At 68.9% G+C, this 22,441-nt stretch carries 25 protein-coding genes; 12 read left to right on the forward strand and 13 right to left on the reverse strand.

The window, feature by feature from the left end; translation table 11 throughout:
- The first annotated feature begins 43 nt into the window (after positions 1 to 43).
- Complete coding sequence (locus Q1B08_RS03215; RefSeq protein WP_299814577.1) at positions 44 to 847, forward strand: lytic murein transglycosylase; 804 nt, start codon at positions 44 to 46, stop codon at positions 845 to 847.
- A gap of 94 nt (positions 848 to 941) precedes the next feature.
- Here Q1B08_RS03215 and Q1B08_RS03220 read toward each other — a convergent pair whose 3' ends face one another.
- Positions 942 to 1,613 carry an SDR family oxidoreductase gene (locus tag Q1B08_RS03220; RefSeq protein WP_299814580.1) on the reverse strand — a complete coding sequence of 224 codons (672 nt, stop codon included), beginning with the start codon at positions 1,611 to 1,613 and terminating at the stop codon, positions 942 to 944.
- Positions 1,614 to 2,094: 481 nt separating this feature from the next.
- Between Q1B08_RS03220 and Q1B08_RS03225 the strand changes: the two genes are divergently transcribed.
- The gene (locus tag Q1B08_RS03225) at positions 2,095 to 2,712 is read left to right on the forward strand and encodes a sensor histidine kinase (RefSeq protein ID WP_299814582.1); all 618 of its coding nucleotides are present in this window, start codon (positions 2,095 to 2,097) and stop codon (positions 2,710 to 2,712) included.
- On the opposite strand, the gene Q1B08_RS03230 is transcribed toward Q1B08_RS03225, so the two are convergent.
- From Q1B08_RS03230 to Q1B08_RS03240, 3 genes are all read right to left on the reverse strand, one after another.
- The gene (locus Q1B08_RS03230) at positions 2,709 to 3,419 is read right to left on the reverse strand and encodes a Crp/Fnr family transcriptional regulator (RefSeq protein ID WP_299814584.1); all 711 of its coding nucleotides are present in this window, start codon (positions 3,417 to 3,419) and stop codon (positions 2,709 to 2,711) included. The two genes, Q1B08_RS03225 and Q1B08_RS03230, sit on opposite strands and share 4 nt — an antisense overlap.
- Before the next feature lie 175 nt (positions 3,420 to 3,594).
- Entirely contained in the window at positions 3,595 to 4,503 is a 909-nt protein-coding gene (locus tag Q1B08_RS03235) for a D-amino acid aminotransferase (protein ID WP_299814585.1), read from the reverse strand.
- Between the two features lie 50 nt (positions 4,504 to 4,553).
- A complete protein-coding gene (locus Q1B08_RS03240; protein ID WP_299814587.1) occupies positions 4,554 to 4,847 on the reverse strand; it encodes a YggT family protein in 294 nt (97 codons plus the stop codon).
- A 149-nt stretch (positions 4,848 to 4,996) separates the two neighbouring features.
- Between Q1B08_RS03240 and Q1B08_RS03245 the strand changes: the two genes are divergently transcribed.
- From Q1B08_RS03245 to Q1B08_RS03265, 5 genes are all read left to right on the forward strand, one after another.
- Positions 4,997 to 5,554 (forward strand): acyl-CoA thioesterase, encoded by a 558-nt coding sequence (locus Q1B08_RS03245; RefSeq protein ID WP_299814918.1) that lies wholly within the window; start codon positions 4,997 to 4,999, stop codon positions 5,552 to 5,554.
- A 59-nt stretch (positions 5,555 to 5,613) separates the two neighbouring features.
- Positions 5,614 to 6,948 (forward strand): MFS transporter, encoded by a 1,335-nt coding sequence (locus Q1B08_RS03250; RefSeq protein WP_299814589.1) that lies wholly within the window; start codon positions 5,614 to 5,616, stop codon positions 6,946 to 6,948.
- Positions 6,945 to 7,805 carry a penicillin-insensitive murein endopeptidase gene (gene mepA / locus Q1B08_RS03255; protein WP_299814592.1) on the forward strand — a complete coding sequence of 287 codons (861 nt, stop codon included), beginning with the start codon at positions 6,945 to 6,947 and terminating at the stop codon, positions 7,803 to 7,805. The genes Q1B08_RS03250 and mepA overlap by 4 nt, the downstream gene beginning before the upstream one ends.
- Positions 7,778 to 8,674 (forward strand): esterase-like activity of phytase family protein, encoded by an 897-nt coding sequence (locus Q1B08_RS03260; RefSeq protein WP_299814595.1) that lies wholly within the window; start codon positions 7,778 to 7,780, stop codon positions 8,672 to 8,674. The genes mepA and Q1B08_RS03260 overlap by 28 nt, the downstream gene beginning before the upstream one ends.
- 133 nt (positions 8,675 to 8,807) lie before the next feature.
- The gene (locus tag Q1B08_RS03265; RefSeq protein WP_299814598.1) at positions 8,808 to 9,515 is read left to right on the forward strand and encodes an HAD family hydrolase; all 708 of its coding nucleotides are present in this window, start codon (positions 8,808 to 8,810) and stop codon (positions 9,513 to 9,515) included.
- Here Q1B08_RS03265 and Q1B08_RS03270 read toward each other — a convergent pair.
- Complete coding sequence (locus Q1B08_RS03270) at positions 9,461 to 10,534, reverse strand: glycosyltransferase family 4 protein (protein WP_299814601.1); 1,074 nt, start codon at positions 10,532 to 10,534, stop codon at positions 9,461 to 9,463. The genes Q1B08_RS03265 and Q1B08_RS03270 overlap by 55 nt on opposite strands.
- Before the next feature lie 107 nt (positions 10,535 to 10,641).
- Here Q1B08_RS03270 and Q1B08_RS03275 point away from each other — a divergent pair, with 107 nt between their 5' ends.
- Positions 10,642 to 11,802, forward strand: a complete 1,161-nt coding sequence (locus Q1B08_RS03275) for an MFS transporter (RefSeq protein WP_299814604.1) — start codon at positions 10,642 to 10,644, stop codon at positions 11,800 to 11,802.
- A 75-nt stretch (positions 11,803 to 11,877) separates the two neighbouring features.
- Positions 11,878 to 12,522 (forward strand): Rho termination factor N-terminal domain-containing protein, encoded by a 645-nt coding sequence (locus Q1B08_RS03280; RefSeq protein ID WP_299814607.1) that lies wholly within the window; start codon positions 11,878 to 11,880, stop codon positions 12,520 to 12,522.
- Positions 12,523 to 12,580: 58 nt separating this feature from the next.
- Here the strand turns inward: Q1B08_RS03280 and Q1B08_RS03285 are convergent, their stop codons facing one another.
- Complete coding sequence (locus tag Q1B08_RS03285) at positions 12,581 to 13,405, reverse strand: VPLPA-CTERM sorting domain-containing protein (RefSeq protein ID WP_299814610.1); 825 nt, start codon at positions 13,403 to 13,405, stop codon at positions 12,581 to 12,583.
- A 106-nt stretch (positions 13,406 to 13,511) separates the two neighbouring features.
- On the opposite strand from Q1B08_RS03285, the gene Q1B08_RS03290 reads away from it, so the two are divergent.
- Positions 13,512 to 14,534 (forward strand): aspartate-semialdehyde dehydrogenase, encoded by a 1,023-nt coding sequence (locus tag Q1B08_RS03290; protein ID WP_299814613.1) that lies wholly within the window; start codon positions 13,512 to 13,514, stop codon positions 14,532 to 14,534.
- Positions 14,535 to 14,725: 191 nt separating this feature from the next.
- Here the strand turns inward: Q1B08_RS03290 and Q1B08_RS03295 are convergent, their stop codons facing one another.
- The 3 genes from Q1B08_RS03295 to Q1B08_RS03305 form a co-directional block, all read right to left on the reverse strand.
- Entirely contained in the window at positions 14,726 to 15,574 is an 849-nt protein-coding gene (locus Q1B08_RS03295) for a C40 family peptidase (protein WP_299814615.1), read from the reverse strand.
- Positions 15,571 to 16,965: a leucyl aminopeptidase family protein gene (locus Q1B08_RS03300; RefSeq protein WP_299814618.1), complete on the reverse strand. Its 1,395-nt coding sequence runs from the start codon at positions 16,963 to 16,965 to the stop codon at positions 15,571 to 15,573. The genes Q1B08_RS03295 and Q1B08_RS03300 overlap by 4 nt, the downstream gene beginning before the upstream one ends.
- A gap of 83 nt (positions 16,966 to 17,048) precedes the next feature.
- On the reverse strand, positions 17,049 to 17,435 hold the full coding sequence (locus Q1B08_RS03305) for a hypothetical protein (RefSeq protein WP_299814621.1): 387 nt from the start codon (positions 17,433 to 17,435) through the stop codon (positions 17,049 to 17,051).
- Positions 17,436 to 17,582: 147 nt separating this feature from the next.
- Here Q1B08_RS03305 and Q1B08_RS03310 point away from each other — a divergent pair, with 147 nt between their 5' ends.
- On the forward strand, positions 17,583 to 18,233 hold the full coding sequence (locus tag Q1B08_RS03310; RefSeq protein WP_299814624.1) for a carbonic anhydrase: 651 nt from the start codon (positions 17,583 to 17,585) through the stop codon (positions 18,231 to 18,233).
- A gap of 13 nt (positions 18,234 to 18,246) precedes the next feature.
- Here the strand turns inward: Q1B08_RS03310 and Q1B08_RS03315 are convergent, their stop codons facing one another.
- The 4 genes from Q1B08_RS03315 to Q1B08_RS03330 all read right to left on the reverse strand — a co-directional run bounded on the left by Q1B08_RS03315 (position 18,247) and on the right by Q1B08_RS03330 (position 21,820).
- Positions 18,247 to 19,866: a DUF4139 domain-containing protein gene (locus Q1B08_RS03315; protein ID WP_299814627.1), complete on the reverse strand. Its 1,620-nt coding sequence runs from the start codon at positions 19,864 to 19,866 to the stop codon at positions 18,247 to 18,249.
- A gap of 29 nt (positions 19,867 to 19,895) precedes the next feature.
- Positions 19,896 to 20,180 carry a peptidase gene (locus Q1B08_RS03320; RefSeq protein ID WP_299814630.1) on the reverse strand — a complete coding sequence of 95 codons (285 nt, stop codon included), beginning with the start codon at positions 20,178 to 20,180 and terminating at the stop codon, positions 19,896 to 19,898.
- Positions 20,181 to 20,291: 111 nt separating this feature from the next.
- Positions 20,292 to 20,621 carry a DUF2794 domain-containing protein gene (locus Q1B08_RS03325; RefSeq protein ID WP_299814921.1) on the reverse strand — a complete coding sequence of 110 codons (330 nt, stop codon included), beginning with the start codon at positions 20,619 to 20,621 and terminating at the stop codon, positions 20,292 to 20,294.
- 329 nt (positions 20,622 to 20,950) lie between these two features.
- A complete protein-coding gene (locus tag Q1B08_RS03330) occupies positions 20,951 to 21,820 on the reverse strand; it encodes a branched-chain amino acid aminotransferase (protein ID WP_299814633.1) in 870 nt (289 codons plus the stop codon).
- A 132-nt stretch (positions 21,821 to 21,952) separates the two neighbouring features.
- Between Q1B08_RS03330 and Q1B08_RS03335 the strand changes: the two genes are divergently transcribed.
- The gene (locus tag Q1B08_RS03335; RefSeq protein ID WP_299814636.1) at positions 21,953 to 22,441 is read left to right on the forward strand and encodes a MarR family transcriptional regulator; all 489 of its coding nucleotides are present in this window, start codon (positions 21,953 to 21,955) and stop codon (positions 22,439 to 22,441) included.

Here is a 22,441-nt window from a genome sequence, read left to right on the forward strand (position 1 = left end):
CCTATGGTCCCGCCGACCTGCCCCCCTCCCAGGAGACGTCCCGATGTTCCGCGCCCCGCTTTTCCGCGCCGCCGCCCTGCTTGCCTTCGCCGCCACGCCAGCTCTTTCGGCTCAATGCGGCAACGATGCCGGCGGATGGGAAAACTGGAAGCGGGCATTCGGTGAGGAGGCCGCCGCCGCCGGGATCGGCCAGCGCGGATTGCGGGCGCTCGCGGGCGCGCGCTACGCCACGCGGACCATCAAGGCGGACCGTAACCAGACCGGCGTGAACTACGCGCTGGACGACTTCATCCGCATCCGTCTGGGCTCGCTCGACGGGTTCGCGGCGCAGGCGAACCGGCGGCTCGACCGGAATCGTGCCTTCTTCCAGAACCTCGAGGCGCGCTATGGCGTGCCGGCCGGCATCCTGCTCGCGATCCACGGGATGGAGACGGGCTTCGGCAATAACATGGGGTCCGAGAACGTCGTCTCCTCGATCCTGACGGTGGCCTACGATTGCCGGCGCAGCGACTTCTTCACGCCGCACGCGCTGGCCGCGCTGTCGATGGTCGATCGCGGCATGCTGTCGCCCGAGCAGAACGGCGCCGCGCACGGGGAACTCGGACATACGCAGTTCCTGCCCGGCAACGCGCTGCGCTACGGGGTGGACGGCAACGGCGACGGGCGGGTCGATTTCTACGACATGGCCGACGCGCTCGCCTCGACGGCGAACTTCCTGCGTCAGAAGGGTTGGCAACCCGGCCAGCCGTTCCAGGAGGGCACGACGAACTTCCGGATCCTGAATGAGTGGAACGCTGCGACGGTCTATCAGCAGGCCATCGCGCTTTCGGCGGCGCGCATCGGCTGAGGCTGCGACGATCCTGCAGGCCGGAGGACGCCTGGCTCGGATACATGGCGAAGAGGGCATTCCGGCCGAGGGCGGCGGGAACGCCCGCCGCGCGTCAGGCGGGCATGACGAACACCTCTCGCACGGAAGCCTTGTCGCTCGTGGAGACGGCGTAGAGAACCGCCTCCGCGATGTCGTCCGGCTGGATCTTGTCGGGTTTCTCCTCGTCGAAGAAACCCGTGTTGACCATGCCCGGCGCGATGATCGTGCAGCGGCCGCCCCATTCCGACATCTCCTCCGCCAGGTTGCCGCCGTAGCCGTGCACGAACCATTTCGACGCGCCGTAGACGGAGCCGGCAATGGAGCGCCGGCCCGCGGCCGACCCCGTCATCAGCATGTGTCCCTTCCGCGGCTTCAGATGCGGCAGGGCGGCCTTGGCGGTGTAGAGCACGCCCAGGATGTTGATATGGACGAGGTGGTGCCATGCCTCGGGGTCGCCGTTCTCGGTGCCCGGCACCTCCAGTCCCGTGCCGGCATTGGCGAAGGCGGCGTCGACGCCGCCGAACCGGTCCGCAAGGCGCTGCAACGCGTCCTGCTGTTCGTCGAGCCGGGTGACATCCCCGGGCAGGGCGAGCGCCGCCTCGCCCAAATCCTCGGTCAGCGCCGTTATCTTGTCCGCGCTGCGCGCGAAAAGCCCGACGTTCCAGCCGGCCTTCACGGCGGCCCGCGCGGTCGCGGCGCCGATCCCGCTCGAGGCGCCGGTGATGAACATGGTCTTGCCGGTCATGTATTGCCTTTCTCATGGGACGCGGGCGCACGCGGCCCACGTGGCGACAACGCGGGTTCCCGACCGAAGTTGCGACGTGTCGGCAAATGGCGGCGTCCGACGACGACGGATCCGCGAGAACCTGCGGGGCCCTGGACAGTCTCTTCGCGCGGATACGGGCCTCGCAGGATCGTAGGCGCATCGCCGGCGAGGGCCCGTCGGACGCGTCGAACACATCACGTGGCCTACCGACTCCCTCGCGGGGACCTGCGCGTTCGCCGAAGGCCCAAAGGGTTTGCCCACGACGACGTCCTGATCGTCTTACCGGATCTCGGTGCGCGACGGCTTTCCAATGTACGGTGACGCACAGACCGTTTTGGGGCGTTAATTCTCTGATACCGTAAGGCCATCCTCGACATTACCGCGATGTGCGCCTGCCATGTTTGAGACCGATCATGACCCGGCTCGTGAAGGCGGTCGGGCATCTGAAAAGCCTGACGCGATGTCGTCTCGTTCCAAGGAGGTGCAACGGGCCGAGTCGAACCATCGCCTCGCCAACAGCCTCCAACTCGCGGCCGCGATGTTGCGCGCCGAAAGCCGCAGGATCGACGACGTGGCCTCCGCTCGGGCCGCGCTCACGGCGGCGTCGCTTCGGTTGATGGCAATGGGACGATTGCACGGGGCGCTGTCGCGCCTCGCGCCGGATGAGGACGTCGATGCGGCGACTTATCTGGAGGGAATACGATCCGACATCGAGGCGACGACGGGCGCGCGTATCCGGATCAATGCGGCTCAGGCAATGGCACCCGCGGCGACCGCGGTGCAGATCGGCATCATCGTGACCGAGCTGGCGATCAATTCGGTCAAGCACGGCGATGACGGCGACGGGCCGGTGGAGGTTACCGTCGACATGGTTCGGGACGGATCGACGATCCTGCGCCTCCGCGTCCGGGACGACGGCCCCGGTCTGCCCGAAGGGTTCGCGCTGGACGGTCATCCCGGTCTGGGCATGTCGATCGTGACCTCCACGGTCGAGCGGCTCGACGGAACGATCCGCGTCCGACCGGGCGCCGGCGCGACCTTCGAGATCGACCTGCCGCTTCACGGATCGCGGCGCTAGTCCATGACCCGCTCGTATTCCCGCTCCGGGACGCCGTAGGACGCCTCGGCCAGTTCCTCGAGGCCGTCGCGGTCGAGCACCCGGATCACGCCCCGGGTCGCACGGATCAGCCCCTTGCCCTCGAGCAGGTGCGTGCCGACCGTCACCCCGGCCCGCCGGACGCCCAGCATGATCGACAGGAAGTCGTGGGTCAGCTCCAGTTGGTCGCCGCCGATCCGGTCGTGGCACATCAACAGCCAGCGCGCGAGGCGCTCCTCCAGCTTGCTTTGTCCGTTCGAGAGTGCCGTCTGCGCCGTTTGCGTCGCCAGGATCTGGACGTAATGAAGAAACGTCCGACGGATGGAGAAACGCGCCTCCATCAGCTCCTGAAGCCGCTCGGCCTCGATCGCGAGAGCTTGCCCGCCGACCTGCATGACGATCTCCAGCGGCGACTGACCCGTATCCATGACGATGGCCGTCCCGGACATGCCGTCGCGACCGAAGAGGCCGACCTCGATCTTGCGGCCCTGACCGCCGAGCGCGATCATCGAGCCGATGCCCGAGGTCGGGAAATAGACCGTCTCGATGGGCTCGTTCGCGATTTCGAGCACCTGCTGCTGCTCCAGCCCGGTCATCTTCAGGTGCGGCTCGATCGCGTCGCGATCCTCCGTGGACATGGCGTAGATAAGACAGTTCTGCCCGTTCGGGCAGATCGGCAGCTTGGTCATGGGAGGCTCTTGGTCCGAAAGGGGCAAGAGCGCGACGCGAGGTCTCTCAAACGGACACGCCCTGGGATCGTCTGTCCGGTGTCCGACCAAACTATTTATAAACAGATATTGCGATATCTAAAGTAACTATGTGCGAAATCGCACAAGCTTCGCCTTTTGGTTGCGTGCGGTTCGATCAGGGCATCACGAGCGTCTTGTAGAATCCGCGCAATCGCTCCGTCACCGGGCCGATCCGGCCGGTTCCGATCACCCGGCCGTCGATCTCGCCCACCGGCGTCTGTGCGCCGAACGTGCCGGTCAGGAACGCCTCGTCGGCCCCGTAGGCATCCACCAGCGAGAAGTTGCGCTCGAAGACCGGGATGCCGTTGGCACGGCACAGGTCGATCACCTTCTGACGGGTGATGCCGTTCATGCAGTAATCGCCGGTGGAGGTCCAAACCTCGCCGCGCCGCACGATGAAGAAGTTGCAGGCGTTGGTCGTATTCACGAAGCCGTGCACGTCGAGCATCAGCGCCTCGTCCGCGCCGGCCTTTTCGGCGGCGATGCAGGCGAGGATGCAGTTGAGCTTGGAATGCGAGTTCAGCTTCGGGTCCTGCGTCATCGGCAGGCCGCGAAGATGCGGCACGGTGGCGAGCCGGACGGGCCGTGGGATCCTCGGACGCGAATGTTCCATGATGATCACCATCGTCGGGCCTTGCGTCGAAAGCCGCGGATGCTGGAACGGCAGGCGTTTCACCCCCCGCGTGACCATCAGCCGGGCATGGGCGTCGGTCGTCATCGCGTTCGCCGCACGCGTCGCCTCCAGCGCGTCCATCACCTGATCGGGGGTCATGCCGATATCGAGATCGATGGCCTTCGCCGCCTCGAACAGGCGCGCGATATGCTCGTCGAGGAACGTCCAGCGCCCTTCGTAGAGCCGCAGCCCCTCCCACACGCCGTCGCCCAGCATGAAGCCGGAATCGTAGACCGAGACCGTCGCCTCCGCCCGCGGGGTCAGGCGGCCGTTCACCCAGATCAGGATGTTCGCGTTGCGCTCGTCTTCCTCGGCCTCGTGCGTGCCGATCCGGTCCGTCTCGGTGTTCATGCCGCGAGGGTGCCGTCAGCGAGACGTCATTTGCAAGGGCAAGCGAACCCTCAGCGCATGGCGGCGCTGATCGCGGCCTCCTGCAGGATCATGCGGATGATGATGATCGCGAGCAGGAAAACGAGCGGCGCGAGGTCGAGCGCGCCGGTGCTCGGAAGCACCTGACGGATGCGGCTGTAGGCCGGCTCCAGAATGCGGTTCAGCCCGTCCCAGAGCGACGCCACGATAGGCTGGCCCGTGTTCAGCACGTTGAAGTTGATCAGCCACGACATGATGATGTGCGCGATGGCGAAGAACCACGCCACGTCGAGCAGCAGCAACGCGATGCGAATGAGCAGGTCCATGCGGTCTCCCTCGGTTCGCCTCGATCTAGAGGCGCCGGCCGGGTGCTTCAAGCGTCGGACGCGGAAAGCGTAAACGCCACGCGCCTGCCAGCGGGGGCCGCCGGCCACGCGGCTTGACGATGCCGGCCGGCCGGGCGATGGGCGGGGTCATGTATCCGTTCGTACGCCTCGCCTGGCAGATGTTCCGTCACCGCAAGGACGGGCCGCTGAGCCTGACCGGGGAGCATGTCTCCCATCATGTCTGCTGGCCCTGGGACATCGACCCGTGGATGGAGCTCAACAACGGCCGGACGCTCACCCTCTACGATCTCGGGCGGTTGAGCGCGGGGGCGCGGGTCGGCCTCATGCCGGTCCTGAAGGCGCGGGGCTGGGGCCTGACCGTGGCGGGGTCGAGCGTGCGCTACCGCCGACGCGTGCGGGTCTTCGACCGGATCGAGATGCGCACCCGCAGCGTCGGCTGGGACGACCGCTTCGTCTACATGGTGCAGTCGATGTGGGTCCGCGGCACCTGCTGCTCCCAGGCGCTGCTGCGGACCGCGGTGACCTCGCCCGGGGGGATCGTCGCGCCCGCCCGTGTGGTCGAGGCGATGGGCGTCGCGGGCGGCTCGCCATCGCTGCCACCCTGGGTCGCGGCCTGGATCGCGGCGGACGGGGACCGGCCCTGGCCGCCGGAACCGGCCCCGCCCGTTCCGCGCGGGATCGGCTGAGGCCCGTTGCGCTCGCGGCCATTCGCGGGAATGGTCGCGCCGGGATCCGGAGGGCGGCCATGACCGACATCGCGCCGAGGCGTCGCGTCCGCGGCTGGATGATGTTCGACTTCGCGTCGCAACCCTACAACACGCTGCTGCTGACCTTCGTCTTCGGTCCCTACTTCGCCAGCGCGGTGATGGACGACCCGGTCGCGGCGCAATCCGCCTGGGGCTTCGCCATCGCCCTGTCGGGGGCGGCGATCGCGGTGCTGGCCCCGGTGCTGGGCGCGCTCGCGGATGCGTCGGGGCGGCATCTGGGCTGGATCTGGCTGTTCTCCGGTCTCTACGTCCTCGGCGCCGGGGCGCTCTGGTTCGCGGCGCCGGGGGCGGAAACGGTCTGGCCCATCCTCGCGGTCTTCGGCCTCGGGCTCCTCGGCATGGAGTTCGCGACGATCTTCACCAACGCGATGCTGCCCGGCCTCGGCCCGCGCGAGGAGATCGGCCGGATTTCGGGCTCCGGCTGGGCGCTGGGATATGTCGGCGGCGTGCTGTCGCTTCTGGTGATGCTGACGCTTTTCGCCGAGTCCGAAGCCGGCACGACGCTGATCGGCATCGCGCCCGTGTTCGGGCTCGACCCCGACACGCGGGAAGGCACGCGCTTCGTCGGGCCGTTCACCGCGCTCTGGTACATCGTGTTCATGGTGCCCTTCTTCCTCTGGGTCCGCCCTGTTCGGCGCCCCCCGGGCGAGGCGTTGCCGCTCGGGCGGGCGCTGCGGGGTCTCCGGGACACGGTGCGGGCGCTGCCGGCCCGACGCAGCTTCGCGTCGTTCCTGCTGTCCTCCATGCTCTACCGCGACGCGCTGAACGGGCTCTACGTCTTTGGCGGCATCTACACGGCGGGCGTGCTCGGCTGGTCGGTCGTGGATATCGGCGTCTTCGGCATCCTCGCCGCGATCACCGGCGCGATCTTCGCCTGGGCGGGCGGGCGGGCCGACCGCGCGCGCGGGCCGAAGCCGGTGATCGCGGCCTGCATCTCCGTCCTCCTCGCCGTGACGCTTCTCGTGGTGACGGTGACGCCGGACGCCGTGCTGTTCCTGCCGGTGCCGGAGGGCTCGCCCCTGCCCGACATCGCGTTCTACCTCCTCGGCGCGGCGATCGGCGGGGCGGGCGGCGCGCTGCAGGCGGCGAGCCGGACGATGCTGGTGCGCCAGACCGACCCCGCGCGCATGACCGAGGGGTTCGGGCTTTACGCGCTGGCGGGCAAGGCCACGTCCTTCCTCGCGCCGTTCCTGATCGGCGTGGCCACGCTCGCCTCCGGGTCGCAGCAAATCGGCGTGCTGCCCCTCGTGGCCCTCTTCACCGCCGGCCTGATCCTGCTAGTCTGGGTCGAACCCGAAGGAGTCACCGCATGATCCGGTCCCTCGCCTGCTACCTCGCCCTGTGCCTCGTCGTTGCCGCACCGCCCGCTGCCGCGCAGCTCGCCAAGAACGCATTCGGCGCCGTCCGGGCCGGTTCGCAACAACCGGCGGAGCCGTTCGGCGGCTATTCGCGAGGCTGCGCCGCGGGGCTCGTGCCACTGCCCGAGACAGGGCCGTCCTGGCAGGCGATGCGGCTGTCGCGCAACCGCAACTGGGGCCATCCGGACCTCGTCGACCTCGTGCAGGACGTCGCCCGCCACATGGACCGGATCGGCTGGGGCGGCATCTACGTGGGCGACATGAGCCAGCCGCGCGGCGGCCCGATGACGTCCGGCCATGCGAGCCACCAGATCGGGCTCGACGCCGACATCTGGCTCTATCCCGCGACCGACATGAGCCTGTCGCCGCGCGCGCGCGAGGATCTGTCCGCCGTGTCGATGCGCCGGAGCGAGGGCGCCTATGTGAACGGCAACTGGACCCGGGGACAGCACGAACTGGTCAAGCGCGCCGCGCAGGATCCGCGCACCGCACGCATCTTCATTTTCCCCGGCGCGAAGGTGCGGATGTGCGCCGACGAGACGGGGGACCGGTCCTGGCTCCGGAAGGTGCGCCCGTGGTGGGGGCACCATTACCACATGCATGTCCGCATCGCCTGCCCGCCGGGCGCGGCGAGCTGCGAGGACCAGGCGCCGCCGCCGCCGGGCGACGGATGCGCGGACGCCCTGCAATGGGTGAGCAACATCCTCGACCCGCCGCCGCCCGATCCGAACGCGCCGCCCGCCACGCCCCGGCGGGACCTCGACTTGGCTGATCTGCCGACGCAATGTCGCACGGTGCTGTCGTCGCGTTGATCGGCACCGCCCTCGGAATCGCTGCCTGGCTCCTTTCGGGGCCGGTCGCGGGCGGCGAGCATCTCGGCAGCCATGTCTGGACCCCGCCGTTCCGCGACGCGGGCGGCTATTCCGCACTCTGGCTCGCGCCGGAGGGGCCGGGCTTCGTCACGCTGTCGGACCGGGGCAGCTGGATCCGCGGCACGCTCGCGCGGGACGTCGACGGCGTTGTGTCGGGCGTGACGGTGACGTCGAGCGGCGCGCTCGCACCCGAGGCGGGACGGCGTCGCGCGGCCGAAAAATGGGGACGGGACGCGGAATCGATCGCCGAGGCCGGAGGCGCCTTCTTCGTCGCTTACGAGGGACGGCACCGCATCATGCGCTTCGACGGCCTGGACGGCGTGCCGGTCCCGTTGCCGGTTCCGCCGGACTTCGGATCGTTCGACAACAATGCGGGCATCGAGGCGCTCGCCGCGGACGCGTCGGGCGCCCTCTACGCGATCCCCGAGGAGACGGGCGACCTGCGCCGCCCGTTCCCCGTGTTCCGCTTCGCCGACGGGGAATGGACGACGCCCTTCGCCCTTCCCCGGCGGGGCGGCTACCTCGTCTCGGGCGCCGATATCGGTCCGGACGGACGGCTCTACGTGCTCGAGCGCGAGTTCGCCGTTATCGGGTTCCGGACCCGGGTCCGCAGCGTGGAGCTCGATGGCGGCGACGAGCGGACGGAGCTCGAAAGCCACTTGGGACAGCACGACAACCTCGAGGGAATCGACGTATGGCAGGACGCGGAGGGCCGCCTGCGCGTCACGATGATCTCGGACGACAACCAGATGCCACGCTTTCAGCGGACCGAGCTCGTCGATTACCTGCTCCGACAGGACGACGGCTGACCCCGGAGGGGTCCACGGTCGCGCCTCCGTCCCCGTCTGCACCGATCGTTCGAGCGCAAAGGATCGTGGCGCCGGCGGACGAAACCCTCTAGGGCCGACTCCAGAACGCCGACGTCTCGAAAAGGAGGCCCGCATGAGGATCGTCGCCTGGTCCGGCCCCCGGAACCTGTCTACCGCCATGATGTACGCCTTCGGGAACCGTTCCGATTGCGACGTCATGGACGAGCCGTTCTATGCGGCCTTTCTCGCCGCCACCGGCCTCCGGCATCCGCTGCGGGACGCGATCCTTTCGAGCCAGCCCGTCGATCCGGCCGAGGTCGCGGAGCTTTGCGCGCGGGAGGGATCGCCCCATGTGTATCAGAAGCACATGGCGCACCACATGATGCCCGGCATGTCGCTCGACTGGGCGGAGGGGGCGGCCATCGTCCACCTCATCCGCCATCCCGCCCGCGTGATCGCGAGCTACAACGAGAAGCGCGACGAGATCGACGAGGACGCGATCGGCTTCGCCGCGCAGGCCAGCCTCTACGACCGGCTGGGCGGCGTAGTGCTCGACACCGCGGACCTGCGCGACGATCCGCGGGGGATGCTGGGGCGTCTTTGCGCGGAGATCGGCCTCGACTTCTCCGAGGCGATGCTCGCCTGGCCCGCGGGCGGCCATGCCTCGGACGGCGTCTGGGCCGCGCATTGGTACAACGCCGTGCATCGCTCGACGGGTTTCGCCGGGCCGGAAGGTCCGCTCCCCGAAGTCCGGCGCGACGACCTCCTCGCCGCGGCGCTGCCGTGTTACGAGGCGATGCGCGCCCGCGCGCTCCGGCCCTCCTCCCAGAGCGTCTCGTAGACCGCGCCGATCCCGGCCGCCTCGGTCTCAATCGAGTGGAAGGCCACCGCCCGCTCCCGCGCCCGTCGGGCCATCTTGGCCAGCCAGTCCGGATTGGCGAGCAGCGTGTCCACCGCCGCCGCCGCGTCATCGACGAGGTTCCCCTCCTCTACGACGATCCCGGCGGTGCCGTCGGCGGCGAAGGTGCTGAACGCGCCGGTAGGCGAGCCGACGAAGGGCACGCCCGAGGCCATGCCTTCCAGCGGCGTCATCCCGTAGGGCTCATAGCGCGGCAGCGGCACGGTGAGCGAGCAGGCGCGGATCAGCGCGGGCATGTCGTGCGCGGGGATCTCGCCGGGAAACAGCAGCCGGTCGCCCAGACCGGCCGCGCGTGCCTTCGCCCGCAAGTCGTCCTGCCACGCGCGGTCCTGCGGGCGTGCGAGGCCCAGGACGAGCGCGGTGACGTCGCGGTGCTTGGGCAGCACGCGCAGCATCGTTTCCACGAAACGATCCGTCCCCTTCGACTCCCGCACGCGGCCCACGGCCGCCACCCCACGCCGGCCGGGAAAGCCGGTCGCGGCCCAGGCGGCGGCGCGGTCCTTCGCCGGATGCCAGACGCGGCAGTCGACGCCGTGCGGCACCACGGCCCGGACATGCGGCTTGTTCCGGGCCGCCGCCGGAATCGTCGCGATCAGCGCGTCCATCCGCCCCATCAGCCAGCGCGGGAGCGCCGAATGCCGGTGCGTGCCGGCGGAGGTGAAGACGATCCGGATCGGCAGGCGCAGCACGTCGCGCGCCCAGAGCGCCGCCCGCATCTCGTTGTTGCGCCGCACGTGCCAGATCGCGAAGGGCCGGTCGGGAGGCGGGGTCCGCGTCAGCGCCCGCGCCCGCGCGAGCGTGACCGGCTTCGGACAGCCGGGAAGCGGATGGCCCGCCAGCGCCAGATCGAACTGCGCCGCCTGAATCGGGATCAGCCGGGCGGCCGTCGAGGAGACGCCGGTGAAGCGCGGGTTCAGGTTGGTGACGACGACCTCGGTCATACGGGCCTCCCGATCAGATTCCGCGCTTAAAGCAGGTTCCGCCCCCCCGGCAAACCGCCCTGTCGATCCCGCTTGCGACCCTCCGGCCCCCGTGCCACGGGCCGGCCATGAAACGCGGTCTCGCCCTTCTGCTTCTGGCCTACATCCTCAGTCAGTTCTACCGGGCCTTTCTCGCGGTCCTGGCGCCCGACCTGCTCACGGATCTCGGCCTGACGCCGACCGATCTGAGCCTCGCCTCGGGCATCTGGTTCCTGTCCTTCGCGGCGATGCAGATCCCCGTGGGAATGGCGCTCGACCGGCTCGGGCCGCGCCAGACGTCGGCCGCGATGCTGGGCGTGGCGGGTGGCGGCGGCGCGGTGATCTTCGCGACGGCCGGGGCCGCCTGGCAGATCACGGTGGCGATGGCCCTGATCGGCGCGGGCTGCGCGCCGGTGCTGATGGCGAGCTACTACATCTTCGCCCGCGTCTATCGTCCCGCCGTCTTCGCCACACTGGCCTCGGTCCTCGTGGGTCTGGGATCTCTCGGCAACATCGCCGCGTCCGTTCCGCTGAGCCTCGCCGCGGAGGCGATCGGCTGGCGCGGGGCGCTCTGGGGCCTGGCGGGGATCACGATCCTGACCGCTCTCGGCTGCTGGGTCTTCGTTCGCGACCCCGACGCGCTCACGGGACCGGCGCGCGGCTCGCTCCTCGACGTCCTGCGGATCCCGGCGATGTGGTTCGTCGCGCCGATGCTCCTCGTGAACTACGCCCCCGCCGCGGGGCTTCGCGGGCTCTGGGCCGGACCCTACATCGCGGAGTTCCACGGGGCGGCGCTGGTGGGTCCGGTGACGCTCGCCATGGGGGTCGCGATGATCCTCGGCAACCTGCTCTACGGCCCCCTCGACCGGCTGCTCGGCACGCGAAAATGGGTGGTGATCGGCGGCAACCTCCTTGGTGCCGCCGCCTGCGCCGCGCTGTGGCTCGTTCCGGTGCCGCCCCTTGCCGCGACCGTCGCGCTCTTCGCCGCGATCGGCGCGTTCGGGTCGAGCTACGCGATGTCGATGGCGCACGGACGGGCGTTCTTCCCGCCGCATCTCGTGGGACGGGGCGTGACCTTCCTGAACCTCTGCTCCATCGGCGGCGTCGGCATCATGCAGTTCGCGACCGGCCCGCTCTTCGAGGCGGCGGGCGGCGGGGCGGCGGCCTACCGCGTCCTGTTCGCGACCTTCGCGCTCGCGCTCGTGGCGGGTTGCGCCGTCTACGCCTTCGCCCCCGACAGCCGCGACTGACCCCGCGTCGCCCCGCCGCAGCCGCGAACCGGATCGTCTCCCGCCTCGTTCTCCTTTCGAGATACGGAGGATGTCATGACCGATGCGAAGCGGACCGACCCCGAGCTTTGGGAGAAGGTCAAGACGGAGATCACCGAAGGCGACAAGGGTGGCGAGTCCGGGCAATGGTCCGCGCACAAGGCGCAGATGGCGGTGCAGGAATACAAGAAACGCGGCGGCGGCTACGACGACGACGGGCCGGACCAGGACGACACCAGCCTCCATGAATGGACCAAAGAGGATTGGGGCACCAAATCCGGCGGTGAAAGCGGCAACACGGGCGAGCGCTACCTGCCGAAGAAGGTGCGGATGCTCCTGACCGACGAGGAATATGCTCGCTCGACCCGGAAGAAACAGGGCAGCGACGACCAGTTCGTGGACCAGCCCGACGACGTGCGGGAGAAGGTCGCGCATATCAAGGCGCACGGCCCCACGAAGGAGATGCTGGGAGCGCGCGCCCGCGACCTAGACATCGAGGGTCGCAGCGCGATGTCGAAGGACGAGCTGCTGGATGCCATCGAGAACGCCACCGACGAGAACGGGCGCGGCCACGGCTCGGAGGCCGCCTTGTCCCACCGGACCAAGGAGGAGCTGATGAAGATGGCCCGCGCCCGCGACCTCGAAGGCCGGTCCGACATGTCGAAAGACGATCTCGTCGAGGCGCTGGCCAAGAAAGTTTGACGTCGGGAGGGAACCGGCCGCCGACCTCGACGCCGCCGGCCCCCTGTCCCAGGTGGATTCAGTGACGCTTGCGCCCCGCGACGCCGATCGCGGCCAAGCCTGCGAGCATGAGCGGGAAGCCTGCCGGAAGGGGCACCGGGCTCGGACCCGGATCCACGTCCCCACGATTCCCGAAGCGGAGGTTGTCGATAACGAAGCCCGCAGGCTCCGAGCCGACGAGGTCGAGAAACACACCGGCGATGTCGGCATCTTCGGAGACCAAGCCCAGGAACTCGATCCCTCGGCCCTCGTTCAGGACCGTCCCGAGCAGAGTGCCGTCCCGGCCGAAGGCGGTGATTCCGGTTGACATAGCCGCGTCGAAGAAGCCGGCTGTAAAGCCGACGCCGTACTGGTCCTCGCTGAAGAGGAGGGCGATCGGACCGTTGAACAACGGCCGCCCGCTCAGGGTCGGGCTGGTGGGTGTCGCGCCGTCCTCGGCGATGAACGTAGTCGGCGCGTCCCCGTCGAGCGCAAGGGGGCCGGACGGCGTGCCGACAATGCAGGCGGTCGCGGCCGCGCCGGGGCAATCCGTCGCTGCGTCGGCGCTGAGCGACTGTCCGACGAAATACCCGCCCGTTCCGACGGTCGGCGACGCACTATCGCCGCCATAATCGGCCGGCGCATAGGTCGGGTTCACGGTGTCGAGGCCAAACTCTGAAAAGGTGATGAGGCCCGCGCCCGAAAGAAAGCTTGATTCCTCGATCCGAACGACTGCGGCGTTCGCAACAGACGCGGCTACGGCAAAGGACGCCCCGGCAAAGAGGTAAAGTACAGGTGACAATTTCATGAGACCATTCCCGAACACAAAAACAAACACGAAGCGATCAAGCACTTCGTTAACCATTCTGTGATCCGAACCAGTCTCAGTCAAGCGTGAGGATGATTCTGCGTGGCCTTCCGTTCGCCATGCCCGTGGTCTAGGGACCGCGCACCAAGCGAAGGACGTAGAAATGGGTTACAAGGTCGTCGTTTGCGGCGCCACGGGCAATGTGGGCCGTGAAATGTTGAACATCCTGGCCGAGCGCCAGTTCCCGGTGGACGAGATCGCGGCGCTGGCCTCGCGCAAGTCCATGGGAACCGAGGTGAGCTTCGGCGACGCGACCCTCAGGACCAAGGACCTCGAACAGTTCGACTTCGCCGGCTGGGACATCGCTTTCTTCGCCGTGGGCTCGGAGGCGACCAAGATCCACGCGCCACGGGCCGCGAAGGCCGGCTGCGTCGTGATCGACAATTCCTCGCTCTACCGCTACGATCCCGATGTGCCGCTCGTCGTGCCGGAGGTGAACCCGGAGGCTGTCGAGGGCTATTCCAGGAAGAACATCATCGCCAACCCGAACTGCTCCACCGCGCAGATGGTGGTGGCGTTGAAGCCGCTGCACGACCGGGCGCGGATCAAGCGCGTCGTCGTCTCCACCTACCAATCCGTCTCCGGCACCGGCAAGGACGCGATCGACGAGCTCTGGGACCAGACCAAGGGCATGTACGTGCCCGGCCAGGAGCGGGCGCCGAGCGTCTACACCAAGCAGATCGCCTTCAACGTCATTCCCCATATCGACAGCTTCATGGAGGACGGCTCCACCCGCGAGGAGTGGAAGATGGTCGTGGAAACGAAGAAGATCATCGACAAGAGCATCAAGGTGACCGCGACCTGCGTCCGCGTGCCGGTCTTTGTTGGCCATTCCGAGGCGATCAACATCGAGTTCGAGGATTTCCTCGACGAGGACGAGGCGCGCGACATCCTGCGCACCGCGCCGGGCGTGCTCGTTGTCGACAAGCGCGAGGATGGCGGCTACGTCACGCCGGTCGAATGCGTCGGCGACTTCGCCACCTTCGTCAGCCGCATCCGGCAGGATTCCACCGTCGAGAACGGCCTCAACCTCTGGGTGGTCAGCGACAACCTCCGCAAGGGCGCCGCGCTGAACGCGGTGCAGATCGCCGAAACGCTCGGCACGCGCGTTCTTCGGAAGGGCTGAGGCAGGGCGGCAGCGTCCCGGGATCGTCGAAGCGGGTCCGAGCATTCGGGTCGCGGCGGCGGATGCCTCCATCGCTCACGTCCGCCGACCGATCAAACCGGATACAGGACCGGACGGCCCCCAGATCCGGACGAGGCCTGCCCTCTCCGAAGCGACCGCTTCCTTGCCGGACCTGGTGTCTCCGTTCAGCTTCAGCGCGCCTCCGGGCGGCGGCGCGCGATGATGTCGCCGCGTCCCGTCGGGTCGTTCTCGCGAATGCGGGCGCAGGCTTCCGCCAGCGGTTCGTAGGCGACGGCCATGTGGTGCGCGTTGGCGTGAAGCAGGGTCGCGCCGTCGGACATCATGCCGACATGGCCCTGCCAGAAGACGAGGTCGCCGCGCCGCAGCGGCTCCTCCGCGTCGAGGGCGCGCCCGATCGCCTGCTGCTGGTCGCTGTCGCGGGGGCAGTCGATGCCGCAGGCGATGAGCGCCTGCTGCACCAAGCCGGAGCAATCGATCCCCCAGCGGGAGCATCCGCCCCAGAGATAGGGCGTGCCGAGAAACGTGTCGCCCACGCCCACCGGGTCGCCGAACCGCGCGCGGAGCGGCTGGAGATGGCCCGTGGGCACAAAATGGCCGGTCGTGATCCGCTGGAAGTCGCCCAGATCGGCGGAGACGCGAACCTGGCTGCCGAAGAAGATCGCCACCTCTGCCGGGGCCTTCAGCCGCGCCTTGGGATAGAGATGCGTGGCCGGCGCCGCGACCCAGTGCGTCGCCGCCTCCTGCCGGGCGAGCGCGCCGGAGATGACCCAGCCGCAATAGCCGTCGCGCGCCGATTGCCCGAAGGCGTAGCCGTCGCGCTCGTCGATGACCCGGAACGCCTCGCCGAAGAGAAGCTGACTCGTCCGGTCGCTACGCGGACTGGCCGCCAGGTTGACGAGCGGCTGCTGCACGGTGCGGATCGTACCCTTGACGTAGCGGGCCGCCTCGACCTTGCCGCGCAGCTCGCTCGCCGCGGCATGACCGTTTGCCGGGATCATGCGCGGATCGGCTTCGCTCATGAAGCGAGCACGTCCGTGAGCGAGTCGAAGATCGCGCGCGCCCCCTGCCCGACGCCGCCCTTCGGCCGGGCCGGCGCGGCGGCGGGGTTCCAGCCGTAGATGTCGAAATGCGCGTAGCGGATCGTGTCGGGCACGAAGCGGTCGAGGAACAGGGCTGCGGTGATGGAGCCCCCGAACCCGCCCGAGGGCGCGTTGTCGAGATCGGCGATCCCCGGCTCGATCATCGCCTCGTATGGGCGGTGGAACGGCATCCGCCAGAGCGGATCGCGCACCCGGTGCCCGGCATGGTTGAGCGCCATCGCGAGCGCGTCGTCATCGGTGTAGTAGGGGGCGAGGTCCGGGCCGACCGCGACCCGCGCGGCGCCCGTCAGCGTCGCCATCGAGATCATGAGGTCGGGCGGCGTCTCGGCGGCGAGGGCGAGCGCGTCGGCGAGCACCAGCCGCCCCTCCGCGTCGGTGTTGTTGATCTCCACCGTCAGGCCGTTGCGTGCCGTGAGGATGTCGCCCGGGCGGAACGCGTCGCCGGAGACGGCGTTCTCGACCGCCGGGATCAGGACGCGCAGGCGTAGCTTCATGCCGGTCGCCATGATCATGTGAGCGAGGCCCAGCACGGTGGCCGCGCCGCCCATGTCCTTCTTCATCAACCCCATCGACGCGCCGGGCTTGAGATTGAGCCCGCCCGTGTCGAAGCACACGCCCTTGCCCACGAGCGTCAGCGCCGGCCCCTCGTCCCCCCAGCGCATGTCGATGAGACGCGGCGCGCGGGTGGAAGCGCGGCCGACCGCGTGGATGAGCGGAAACCCGGCGCGCAGCTCGTCGCCCTTGGTCACCTCGATCCGCGCGTCGTGCAGGTCGGCAAGGGCGCGGGCGGAAACCTCGAGTTCGTCCGGGCCCATGTCGTTCGCGGGGGTGTTGATGAGGTCGCGGGTCAGGATTTCGCCCGCCGCGATCGCCTCCACCTGTGCGGCGTCGACGCCCTTGGGCGCCTTCAGACGGGCCGCTCCGCGTGGTTTTCCGGCGTACCGGGTAAACCTGTAGGACGCGAGGAGCCAGCCGAGCGCGGCCTCCTCCATCTGGTTGGCGGTCATCTCACCATCGAGCGCATAGGTGCCCGCGTCGAGCTTCGCGGCCGCTTCGGCAACGAGGAACCGCTTGCGCGCCCGGTCCTTCGCGCCGCCGATGCCGAAGAGGACGCGGGCCACGCTCATGTCGGGCGCGGGCATCCGCAATATCTGCCCCGCCCTGGCCTCGAACCCATTCGCCGCGACCCAGTCCCGGACGGCCCCCTCCTGACGGGCGAGCCAGCCGTCGAGGGCGGTGGAGGTCAGGATGCGAAGGGGGATCGCGCGCGTGTCGGGATCGGCGAAACGGGGAAGGTCATCGGAGAGCATCGGTCCTCGGCATGCGGGTCAGCGGCGCCGGCCACTCTAGCGGCCACACCGCTTGCCGCAAGGTCCGCCGGAATCGCGGGAATTCAGGCGGCGCCGTCCGGCTGCATCGCGCGGGCGAAGCTCCAGTCCGCGATCGCGCCGGGACGGCCGAGCCGGACGAGCCGCGCATGGCAGGCGCGCAGCCCGTACTGGTTGCCCTCGAGGAGGCAGTCGATCACCGACCGGGCGACATCTTCCACCGTGACCATGCCGATTTCGCCCGCCCGACGCATAAGGCGGGAACAGGTGCGGGCCAGTCCCTCGGCGTCGTTCGCCTGCGTTTCGGCGACCTCGACCAGCGACTCGATCTCGGTCAGGGCGTTCATCAGGTAGTGTTCCGCATCGATCCCCTTGTCGTCGCAGACACGGAACAGGCGATCGCGATCGAAGGTGATGTGCTCGGCGGGGTTCAGGGCGATGGCGGCGGGCATGGCGGACTCCGTATCTCGGTTGGCCCCTAGGTCGCCGCGAACCGGGGCAAAAGCGTGACCCCTCCAAGGAGAAGCACGCGAGAAATCGCTCGAACTCCTTCCGTATTTCAGAGTAATTGCGAGAGAAATCTCAGCTTCGGAGGCCCCATGAGACCCGTTCGGCCCCTGCCCGGATCGCTCGTCCAACGCTACCACGGCTGGAAGGCCACCACCTTCGCGGAGAATGCCGCGTGGTATCGCCGCCTCGCCACCGAGGGACAGCGCCCACGGGCCATGGTGATCAGCTGCTGCGACAGCCGGGTCCACGTCACCTCGATCTTCGGAGCGGAACAGGGCGAGTTCTTCATCCATCGCAACATCGCCAATCTCGTCCCGCCCTGCGAGCCGGACGGGCTGCGCCACGGCACCTCGGCGGCGATCGAATACGCGGTGACGGCGCTCAAGGTCTCGCAGATCATGGTGCTCGGCCATTCGCAATGCGGCGGCGTGCAGGGCTGCGAGGCGATGTGCTCGGGCCATGCCCCCGATCTCGAGAAACCCGGCAGCTTCGTCGGGCGCTGGATGGACCTTCTGCGTCCCGGCTGGGAGGAGGTCAGGGACATCGCCGACCGGGAGGAGCGGCTGCGCGCGCTGGAGCGGCGGGCGGTGCTCACCTCGCTCGACAACCTGATGACGTTCCCGTTCGTCGCAAGCGCGGTCGAGGCCGGGGACCTGGCCCTGCACGGCATGTGGAACGACATCACCAGCGGCGCGCTCGAGGTCTACGACGCCCGGGCCGACCGCTTCGTGGAGGTGTGACGCCCGGGGCCCGTCAGGGACGCCAGATCAGCGTCTTGCCTTCCGGCCACTCGATGCTCACGTCGATCTCGACCTCGACCTCGCCGCGCGCCGGCACGTCGAGCGTCCATTCCGCGACGCCCCGACGATCCTCGACGCCGGTGGCGGCGGGCTCCGGCCTGGCATCGACGACGATCTCGATGTCCTCGGCCTCGTCATGGGGCAGCGCGTAGCGCGCCTCCACCGTCTCGCTCTCGCCCGAAAGGTTCCGGATGCGAAAGAGCAGATCCTGCTGCCGGTAGCCCGAGGTCTGGAACACGCCCCGATCGCCGACCTCGTTCCCGGCGCGGACGAATTCGAGCGGCAGATGCTCCTGCGGGCCGAAGGCGAGTTCGGCCCCGTCGCCCGCAGGAACGGGCGGCAGATACGCCTCGCCCACCTTTTCCGCGCCGCGGTAAAGCGCGACGGGTCCGGCCAGCAGCGGCTCCTCGGTGTTGTTGTCGAACCCGGCCATCAGGAAGGCGGTCCGGTCGGTGCGCGGGGCCGCGCGGTTGAACATGCGCGCGTCGAAGTCGATCGTGTCGAGAAGCAGCGTGACGCGCTGACCTTCGACGGGAATGTCCACGGGCCCGGGGTAATCGTAGGCGACGATCGGCCCGTCGGTATCGGCCGCCGCGCGCAGCGGTTCCGCGGCCGGCTCGGCGAGCCGCATCGCGTCGAGCGCCGCGCCTTCGGGCGCCATCCCGCGCGGCTCGGGCACGGGGAAATCGCCGGTGACGACGAGGTCCGGCAGGACCTCCTGCGGCGCGGTCTGCGCGAACGGATCGGCCGTCGACAGGCGCAGCGTCACGTCCGCGAGCGGCAGGCCGACATTCGAGAACAGCTCGACCTTGCGCGCGAGCGTCACGCGGCCCATCCCCTCGTCCAGCGTGGCGTCGTAGCGCGGCGTCCAGCCGGCCTGTGGCGCGAACTGCGTGAGGGTCGCCTCGACCGTGCCGGGCACGTCCAGTGTGACCGCAACCGACAGGAGCGAGACAGGGCCGAGATTCGCGCCGGTCGCCTCGAAATCCCGGCGGGCCTGATCCTCGGCACGATCGGCATCCTCGAGGTCGCGGCGGGCGTTTCGCTCGGCGTCGCGCGCCGCGGCGAGGTCGCGCTGCGCGCCGGCGACCGCCTCGCCGATGGTCTGCGCGGTTTCGGTGACGGACCACGCCTCGAGCCGGGTCACGTTCGCGCCCGAGATCGAGCGGAGAAAGTCGAGCCGGGTCTCGGCCGCTTCCACCCCGGCGGCCGCGCCCACCCGTTCGTCGGAGGCCCGTTCGGCGGCGTCGCGGGCGGCGATCCAGCCGTCGTAGGCGGCGCGCTGCCTCGGGGTGAAGAAGTCCCGCCCGTCGATCCACCCGGCGACGGCGGTGCCCTGCGGGCCAAGGGTCGCGCCCGACAGCTCGATCCGCGGCGGCCCGTCCGCGCCCGGCAGGACCGGCAGGACCGGCATGAGAAGCCGGTGCGCGCCGGCGGGCAGGTCCGCCTCGGCCACGCGCGTGACCGAGGCGCCGTTCGCGAAGATCACCGCCTCCGTCGCGGGCGCGGCCAGAAGGATGTCGTCGGCCAGCGCGGAGCCGGGCAGACACAGGAGCAAGAGTGCGAGACGCATGGAGCAGGATTCCGAATGGCGGGTTTCGATCAGACGCCCGGACCCGCCAGCATCACCCAGCGGACGAGGCCGTAGAGATACAGGCCGGTGAAAAGGACGTTGAGGTACTTGAGCTGCCGCTCCCCGTGGAGCCAGGCGCACAGCATCCAGATGACGCAGAAGGGCAGGCCCAGAAGCATGGGCCACGGATCCCAGTCCTGGACGATGGCGATCGTGCTGGCGATGCCGAGATAGACGGCCAGCCATTTCAGTTTCTGTTCGTGCCGGGTCAGCCACGGCTCGAAGCCGCCGGCAAAGGACCGTGATGCGCCCATTCGTGGCCGCCCCGTCTGTTCAAATGCCTGAAAGGAACGGATCATCCCTGCCATCCGCTCCGTTCTGCCCTTATCGCCAAATCGCAGTTCGGGCAAGAGGCGGCACGGCGTTCAGTCCACCGCGCGGATCAGCTTGCGCTCGAGCACGCGCAGGACGGTCTTCAGGTCGTGCCCCCGACGCAGGACGCGCCCGTCCATGCCGATCACGGAATAGACGCCCTGTCGCGCGGCCATCTTCGGCCGCTTCTCGATGCGGTACATCGGCTGCTCGGCGGTGCGGCGGAACACGGAAAAGACCGCGACCTCCTTCAGGGAGGAGATCCCGTAATCGCGCCATTCGCCCGCGGCGACGAACCGGCCGTAGAGCGACAGGATCACCGAAAGCTCGGAGCGGTGGAAGTAGATGGTCTCGACCTGCGGAAAGGGCGTCGGTGCGTTCATCCCGACGAAGGTGGCGCGGGCGGGAAGGCGATTCAAGCGTCCATTCGCCCCGATCCGGCCGCGGCCCCGTTAGCGCGACGTTCACCCTGCCGCGATCCGGCCCCGAAATGATCCGGACCCGACCGCGGTCCCTCCCCGGATTCGCCATTCCGGCACGTCAGATCGTTGCCATCGGGAGCACAATGCCCCGCATTCCGACGCAGCATCTCATAGCCCCCACCCAATGCTGCGTCGGCGCGTAGTTCGGGTCGACCCCTCAGGGCCGGCCCGCGCGCCCGGACGGCTCCGTCCCCAAGGGGCGGAGCCGCTCCACGCCGTTCGCCGGGGGGCTAGGCGCGGACCAGCGCCTCGTAGGCCTCCGCGATGTCGCGCGTCATGGCGCCGACCTCGAAGTTGTAGTCGCCGATCTGTCCCACCGGCGTGACCTCGGCCGCCGTTCCGGTCAGCCAGCACTGCTCGAACCCTTCAAGTTCCTCGGGCATGATGTGGCGCTCGTGCACCTTGATCTGCCGGTCGGCCAGCATGCGGAGCACCGTCTGCCGGGTGATCCCGTTGAGGAAGCAATCCGGCGTCGGCGTGTGGACCTCGCCGTTCCTGACGAAGAAGACGTTGGCCCCCGTCGCCTCCGCCACGTAGCCGCGATAGTCGAACATCATCGCATCCGAACAGCCCTTCGCCTCGGCCGCGTGCTTCGACATCGTGCAGATCATGTAGAGCCCGGCCGCCTTGGCGTGGCTCGGCGCCGTTTCCGGCGAGGGCCGCTTCCACTTGGCGATGTCGAGCTTGGCGCCACGCATCTTCGCATCGCCGTAATAGTTGCCCCAGGCCCAGGTCGCGACGGCCATCCGCACCGGGTTGCGCGCGGAGCTGACGCCCATGTCCTCGCCCGACCCGCGCCAGGCCAGGACGCGAACATAGGCGTCCTCCAGCCCGTTGGCACGCATGGCCTCGTACTTGGCAGCCTCGATCTCGTCGACGGTCCAGGGGATTTCCATGTCGAGCGCGCGGCCCGAATCGATCAGCCGCTGCGAATGCTTGCGGCTTTCGAAGATCTTGCCCGAATAGGCCCGCTCACCCTCGAACACGGCGCTCGCGTAATGCATCGCATGGGTCAGCAGGTGGACATTCGCGTCCTTCCAGTCGACCAGCGCCCCGTCCATCCAGATCTGCCCGTCGAGCTCCGCAAATGACCCGGCCATTGCCACCCCCATCCCGTATCTGTCGCTGGATTGTCCAGTTCGGACATATTGTTGCGTGAAATCTGCGCGTCGCTAGCAATCGGTCCTTGGAATGTCAACAAGGTTGACATAGTTTCGTGACGGGAGGCCGGAATGACGAAGGATCAGAGCGAAAATCTCCTGTTTCTGACGGATGAGCAACTCCGCCGGGCCACGGAAGCGATGTTCTTCGCCTATCGCGGCTTCACCGCCGATCCCGACCGCATCCTTGCCGGCCACGATTACGGGCGCGCGCATCACCGCGCGATCCACTTCATTCACCGCAGTCCGGGCACCACGGTGAACAACCTGCTGACCATCCTCGGCGTCACCAAGCAATCGCTGAACCGCGTCCTTCGCACGCTGGTCGAGGACGGTCTGGTGGACAGCCGCGTGGGCGACCGGGACCGGCGCGAGCGGCATCTCTACCTGACGGATGCGGGCGAGACGCTCGAACGGAAGTTGTCGGACGCGCAGCGCGCCCGGATGCGCGCGGCCTTCCGCGAGGCCGGCCCGGTGGCGGTGGCTGGCTTTCGGCAGGTACTCGAACATATGATGGACCCGGAACTGAGACGGCGCTTCACGGCCACGAAGGATAGCTGA

Origin of the sequence: uncultured Jannaschia sp. (assembly GCF_947494025.1) — a bacterium.
Lineage (GTDB): Bacteria > Pseudomonadota > Alphaproteobacteria > Rhodobacterales > Rhodobacteraceae > Jannaschia.

Coding starts and splice junctions, on each gene's coding strand:
- Q1B08_RS03295 (WP_299814615.1), bottom strand. CDS start 15,574: ATGAGCGAAGCCGATCCGCGCATGATCCCGGCAAACGGTCATGCCGCG.
- Q1B08_RS03315 (WP_299814627.1), bottom strand. CDS start 19,866: ATGCGTCTCGCACTCTTGCTCCTGTGTCTGCCCGGCTCCGCGCTGGCC.
- mepA (WP_299814592.1), top strand. CDS start 6,945: ATGATCCGGTCCCTCGCCTGCTACCTCGCCCTGTGCCTCGTCGTTGCC.
- Q1B08_RS03330 (WP_299814633.1), bottom strand. CDS start 21,820: ATGGCCGGGTCATTTGCGGAGCTCGACGGGCAGATCTGGATGGACGGG.
- Q1B08_RS03220 (WP_299814580.1), bottom strand. CDS start 1,613: ATGACCGGCAAGACCATGTTCATCACCGGCGCCTCGAGCGGGATCGGC.
- Q1B08_RS03305 (WP_299814621.1), bottom strand. CDS start 17,435: ATGCCCGCCGCCATCGCCCTGAACCCCGCCGAGCACATCACCTTCGAT.
- Q1B08_RS03230 (WP_299814584.1), bottom strand. CDS start 3,419: ATGACCAAGCTGCCGATCTGCCCGAACGGGCAGAACTGTCTTATCTAC.
- Q1B08_RS03280 (WP_299814607.1), top strand. CDS start 11,878: ATGACCGATGCGAAGCGGACCGACCCCGAGCTTTGGGAGAAGGTCAAG.
- Q1B08_RS03310 (WP_299814624.1), top strand. CDS start 17,583: ATGAGACCCGTTCGGCCCCTGCCCGGATCGCTCGTCCAACGCTACCAC.
- Q1B08_RS03215 (WP_299814577.1), top strand. CDS start 44: ATGTTCCGCGCCCCGCTTTTCCGCGCCGCCGCCCTGCTTGCCTTCGCC.
- Q1B08_RS03260 (WP_299814595.1), top strand. CDS start 7,778: ATGTCGCACGGTGCTGTCGTCGCGTTGATCGGCACCGCCCTCGGAATC.
- Q1B08_RS03235 (WP_299814585.1), bottom strand. CDS start 4,503: ATGAACACCGAGACGGACCGGATCGGCACGCACGAGGCCGAGGAAGAC.
- Q1B08_RS03265 (WP_299814598.1), top strand. CDS start 8,808: ATGAGGATCGTCGCCTGGTCCGGCCCCCGGAACCTGTCTACCGCCATG.
- Q1B08_RS03250 (WP_299814589.1), top strand. CDS start 5,614: ATGACCGACATCGCGCCGAGGCGTCGCGTCCGCGGCTGGATGATGTTC.
- Q1B08_RS03320 (WP_299814630.1), bottom strand. CDS start 20,180: ATGGGCGCATCACGGTCCTTTGCCGGCGGCTTCGAGCCGTGGCTGACC.
- Q1B08_RS03270 (WP_299814601.1), bottom strand. CDS start 10,534: ATGACCGAGGTCGTCGTCACCAACCTGAACCCGCGCTTCACCGGCGTC.
- Q1B08_RS03325 (WP_299814921.1), bottom strand. CDS start 20,621: ATGAACGCACCGACGCCCTTTCCGCAGGTCGAGACCATCTACTTCCAC.
- Q1B08_RS03245 (WP_299814918.1), top strand. CDS start 4,997: ATGTATCCGTTCGTACGCCTCGCCTGGCAGATGTTCCGTCACCGCAAG.
- Q1B08_RS03300 (WP_299814618.1), bottom strand. CDS start 16,965: ATGCTCTCCGATGACCTTCCCCGTTTCGCCGATCCCGACACGCGCGCG.
- Q1B08_RS03225 (WP_299814582.1), top strand. CDS start 2,095: ATGTCGTCTCGTTCCAAGGAGGTGCAACGGGCCGAGTCGAACCATCGC.
- Q1B08_RS03275 (WP_299814604.1), top strand. CDS start 10,642: ATGAAACGCGGTCTCGCCCTTCTGCTTCTGGCCTACATCCTCAGTCAG.
- Q1B08_RS03335 (WP_299814636.1), top strand. CDS start 21,953: ATGACGAAGGATCAGAGCGAAAATCTCCTGTTTCTGACGGATGAGCAA.
- Q1B08_RS03290 (WP_299814613.1), top strand. CDS start 13,512: ATGGGTTACAAGGTCGTCGTTTGCGGCGCCACGGGCAATGTGGGCCGT.
- Q1B08_RS03285 (WP_299814610.1), bottom strand. CDS start 13,405: ATGGTTAACGAAGTGCTTGATCGCTTCGTGTTTGTTTTTGTGTTCGGG.
- Q1B08_RS03240 (WP_299814587.1), bottom strand. CDS start 4,847: ATGGACCTGCTCATTCGCATCGCGTTGCTGCTGCTCGACGTGGCGTGG.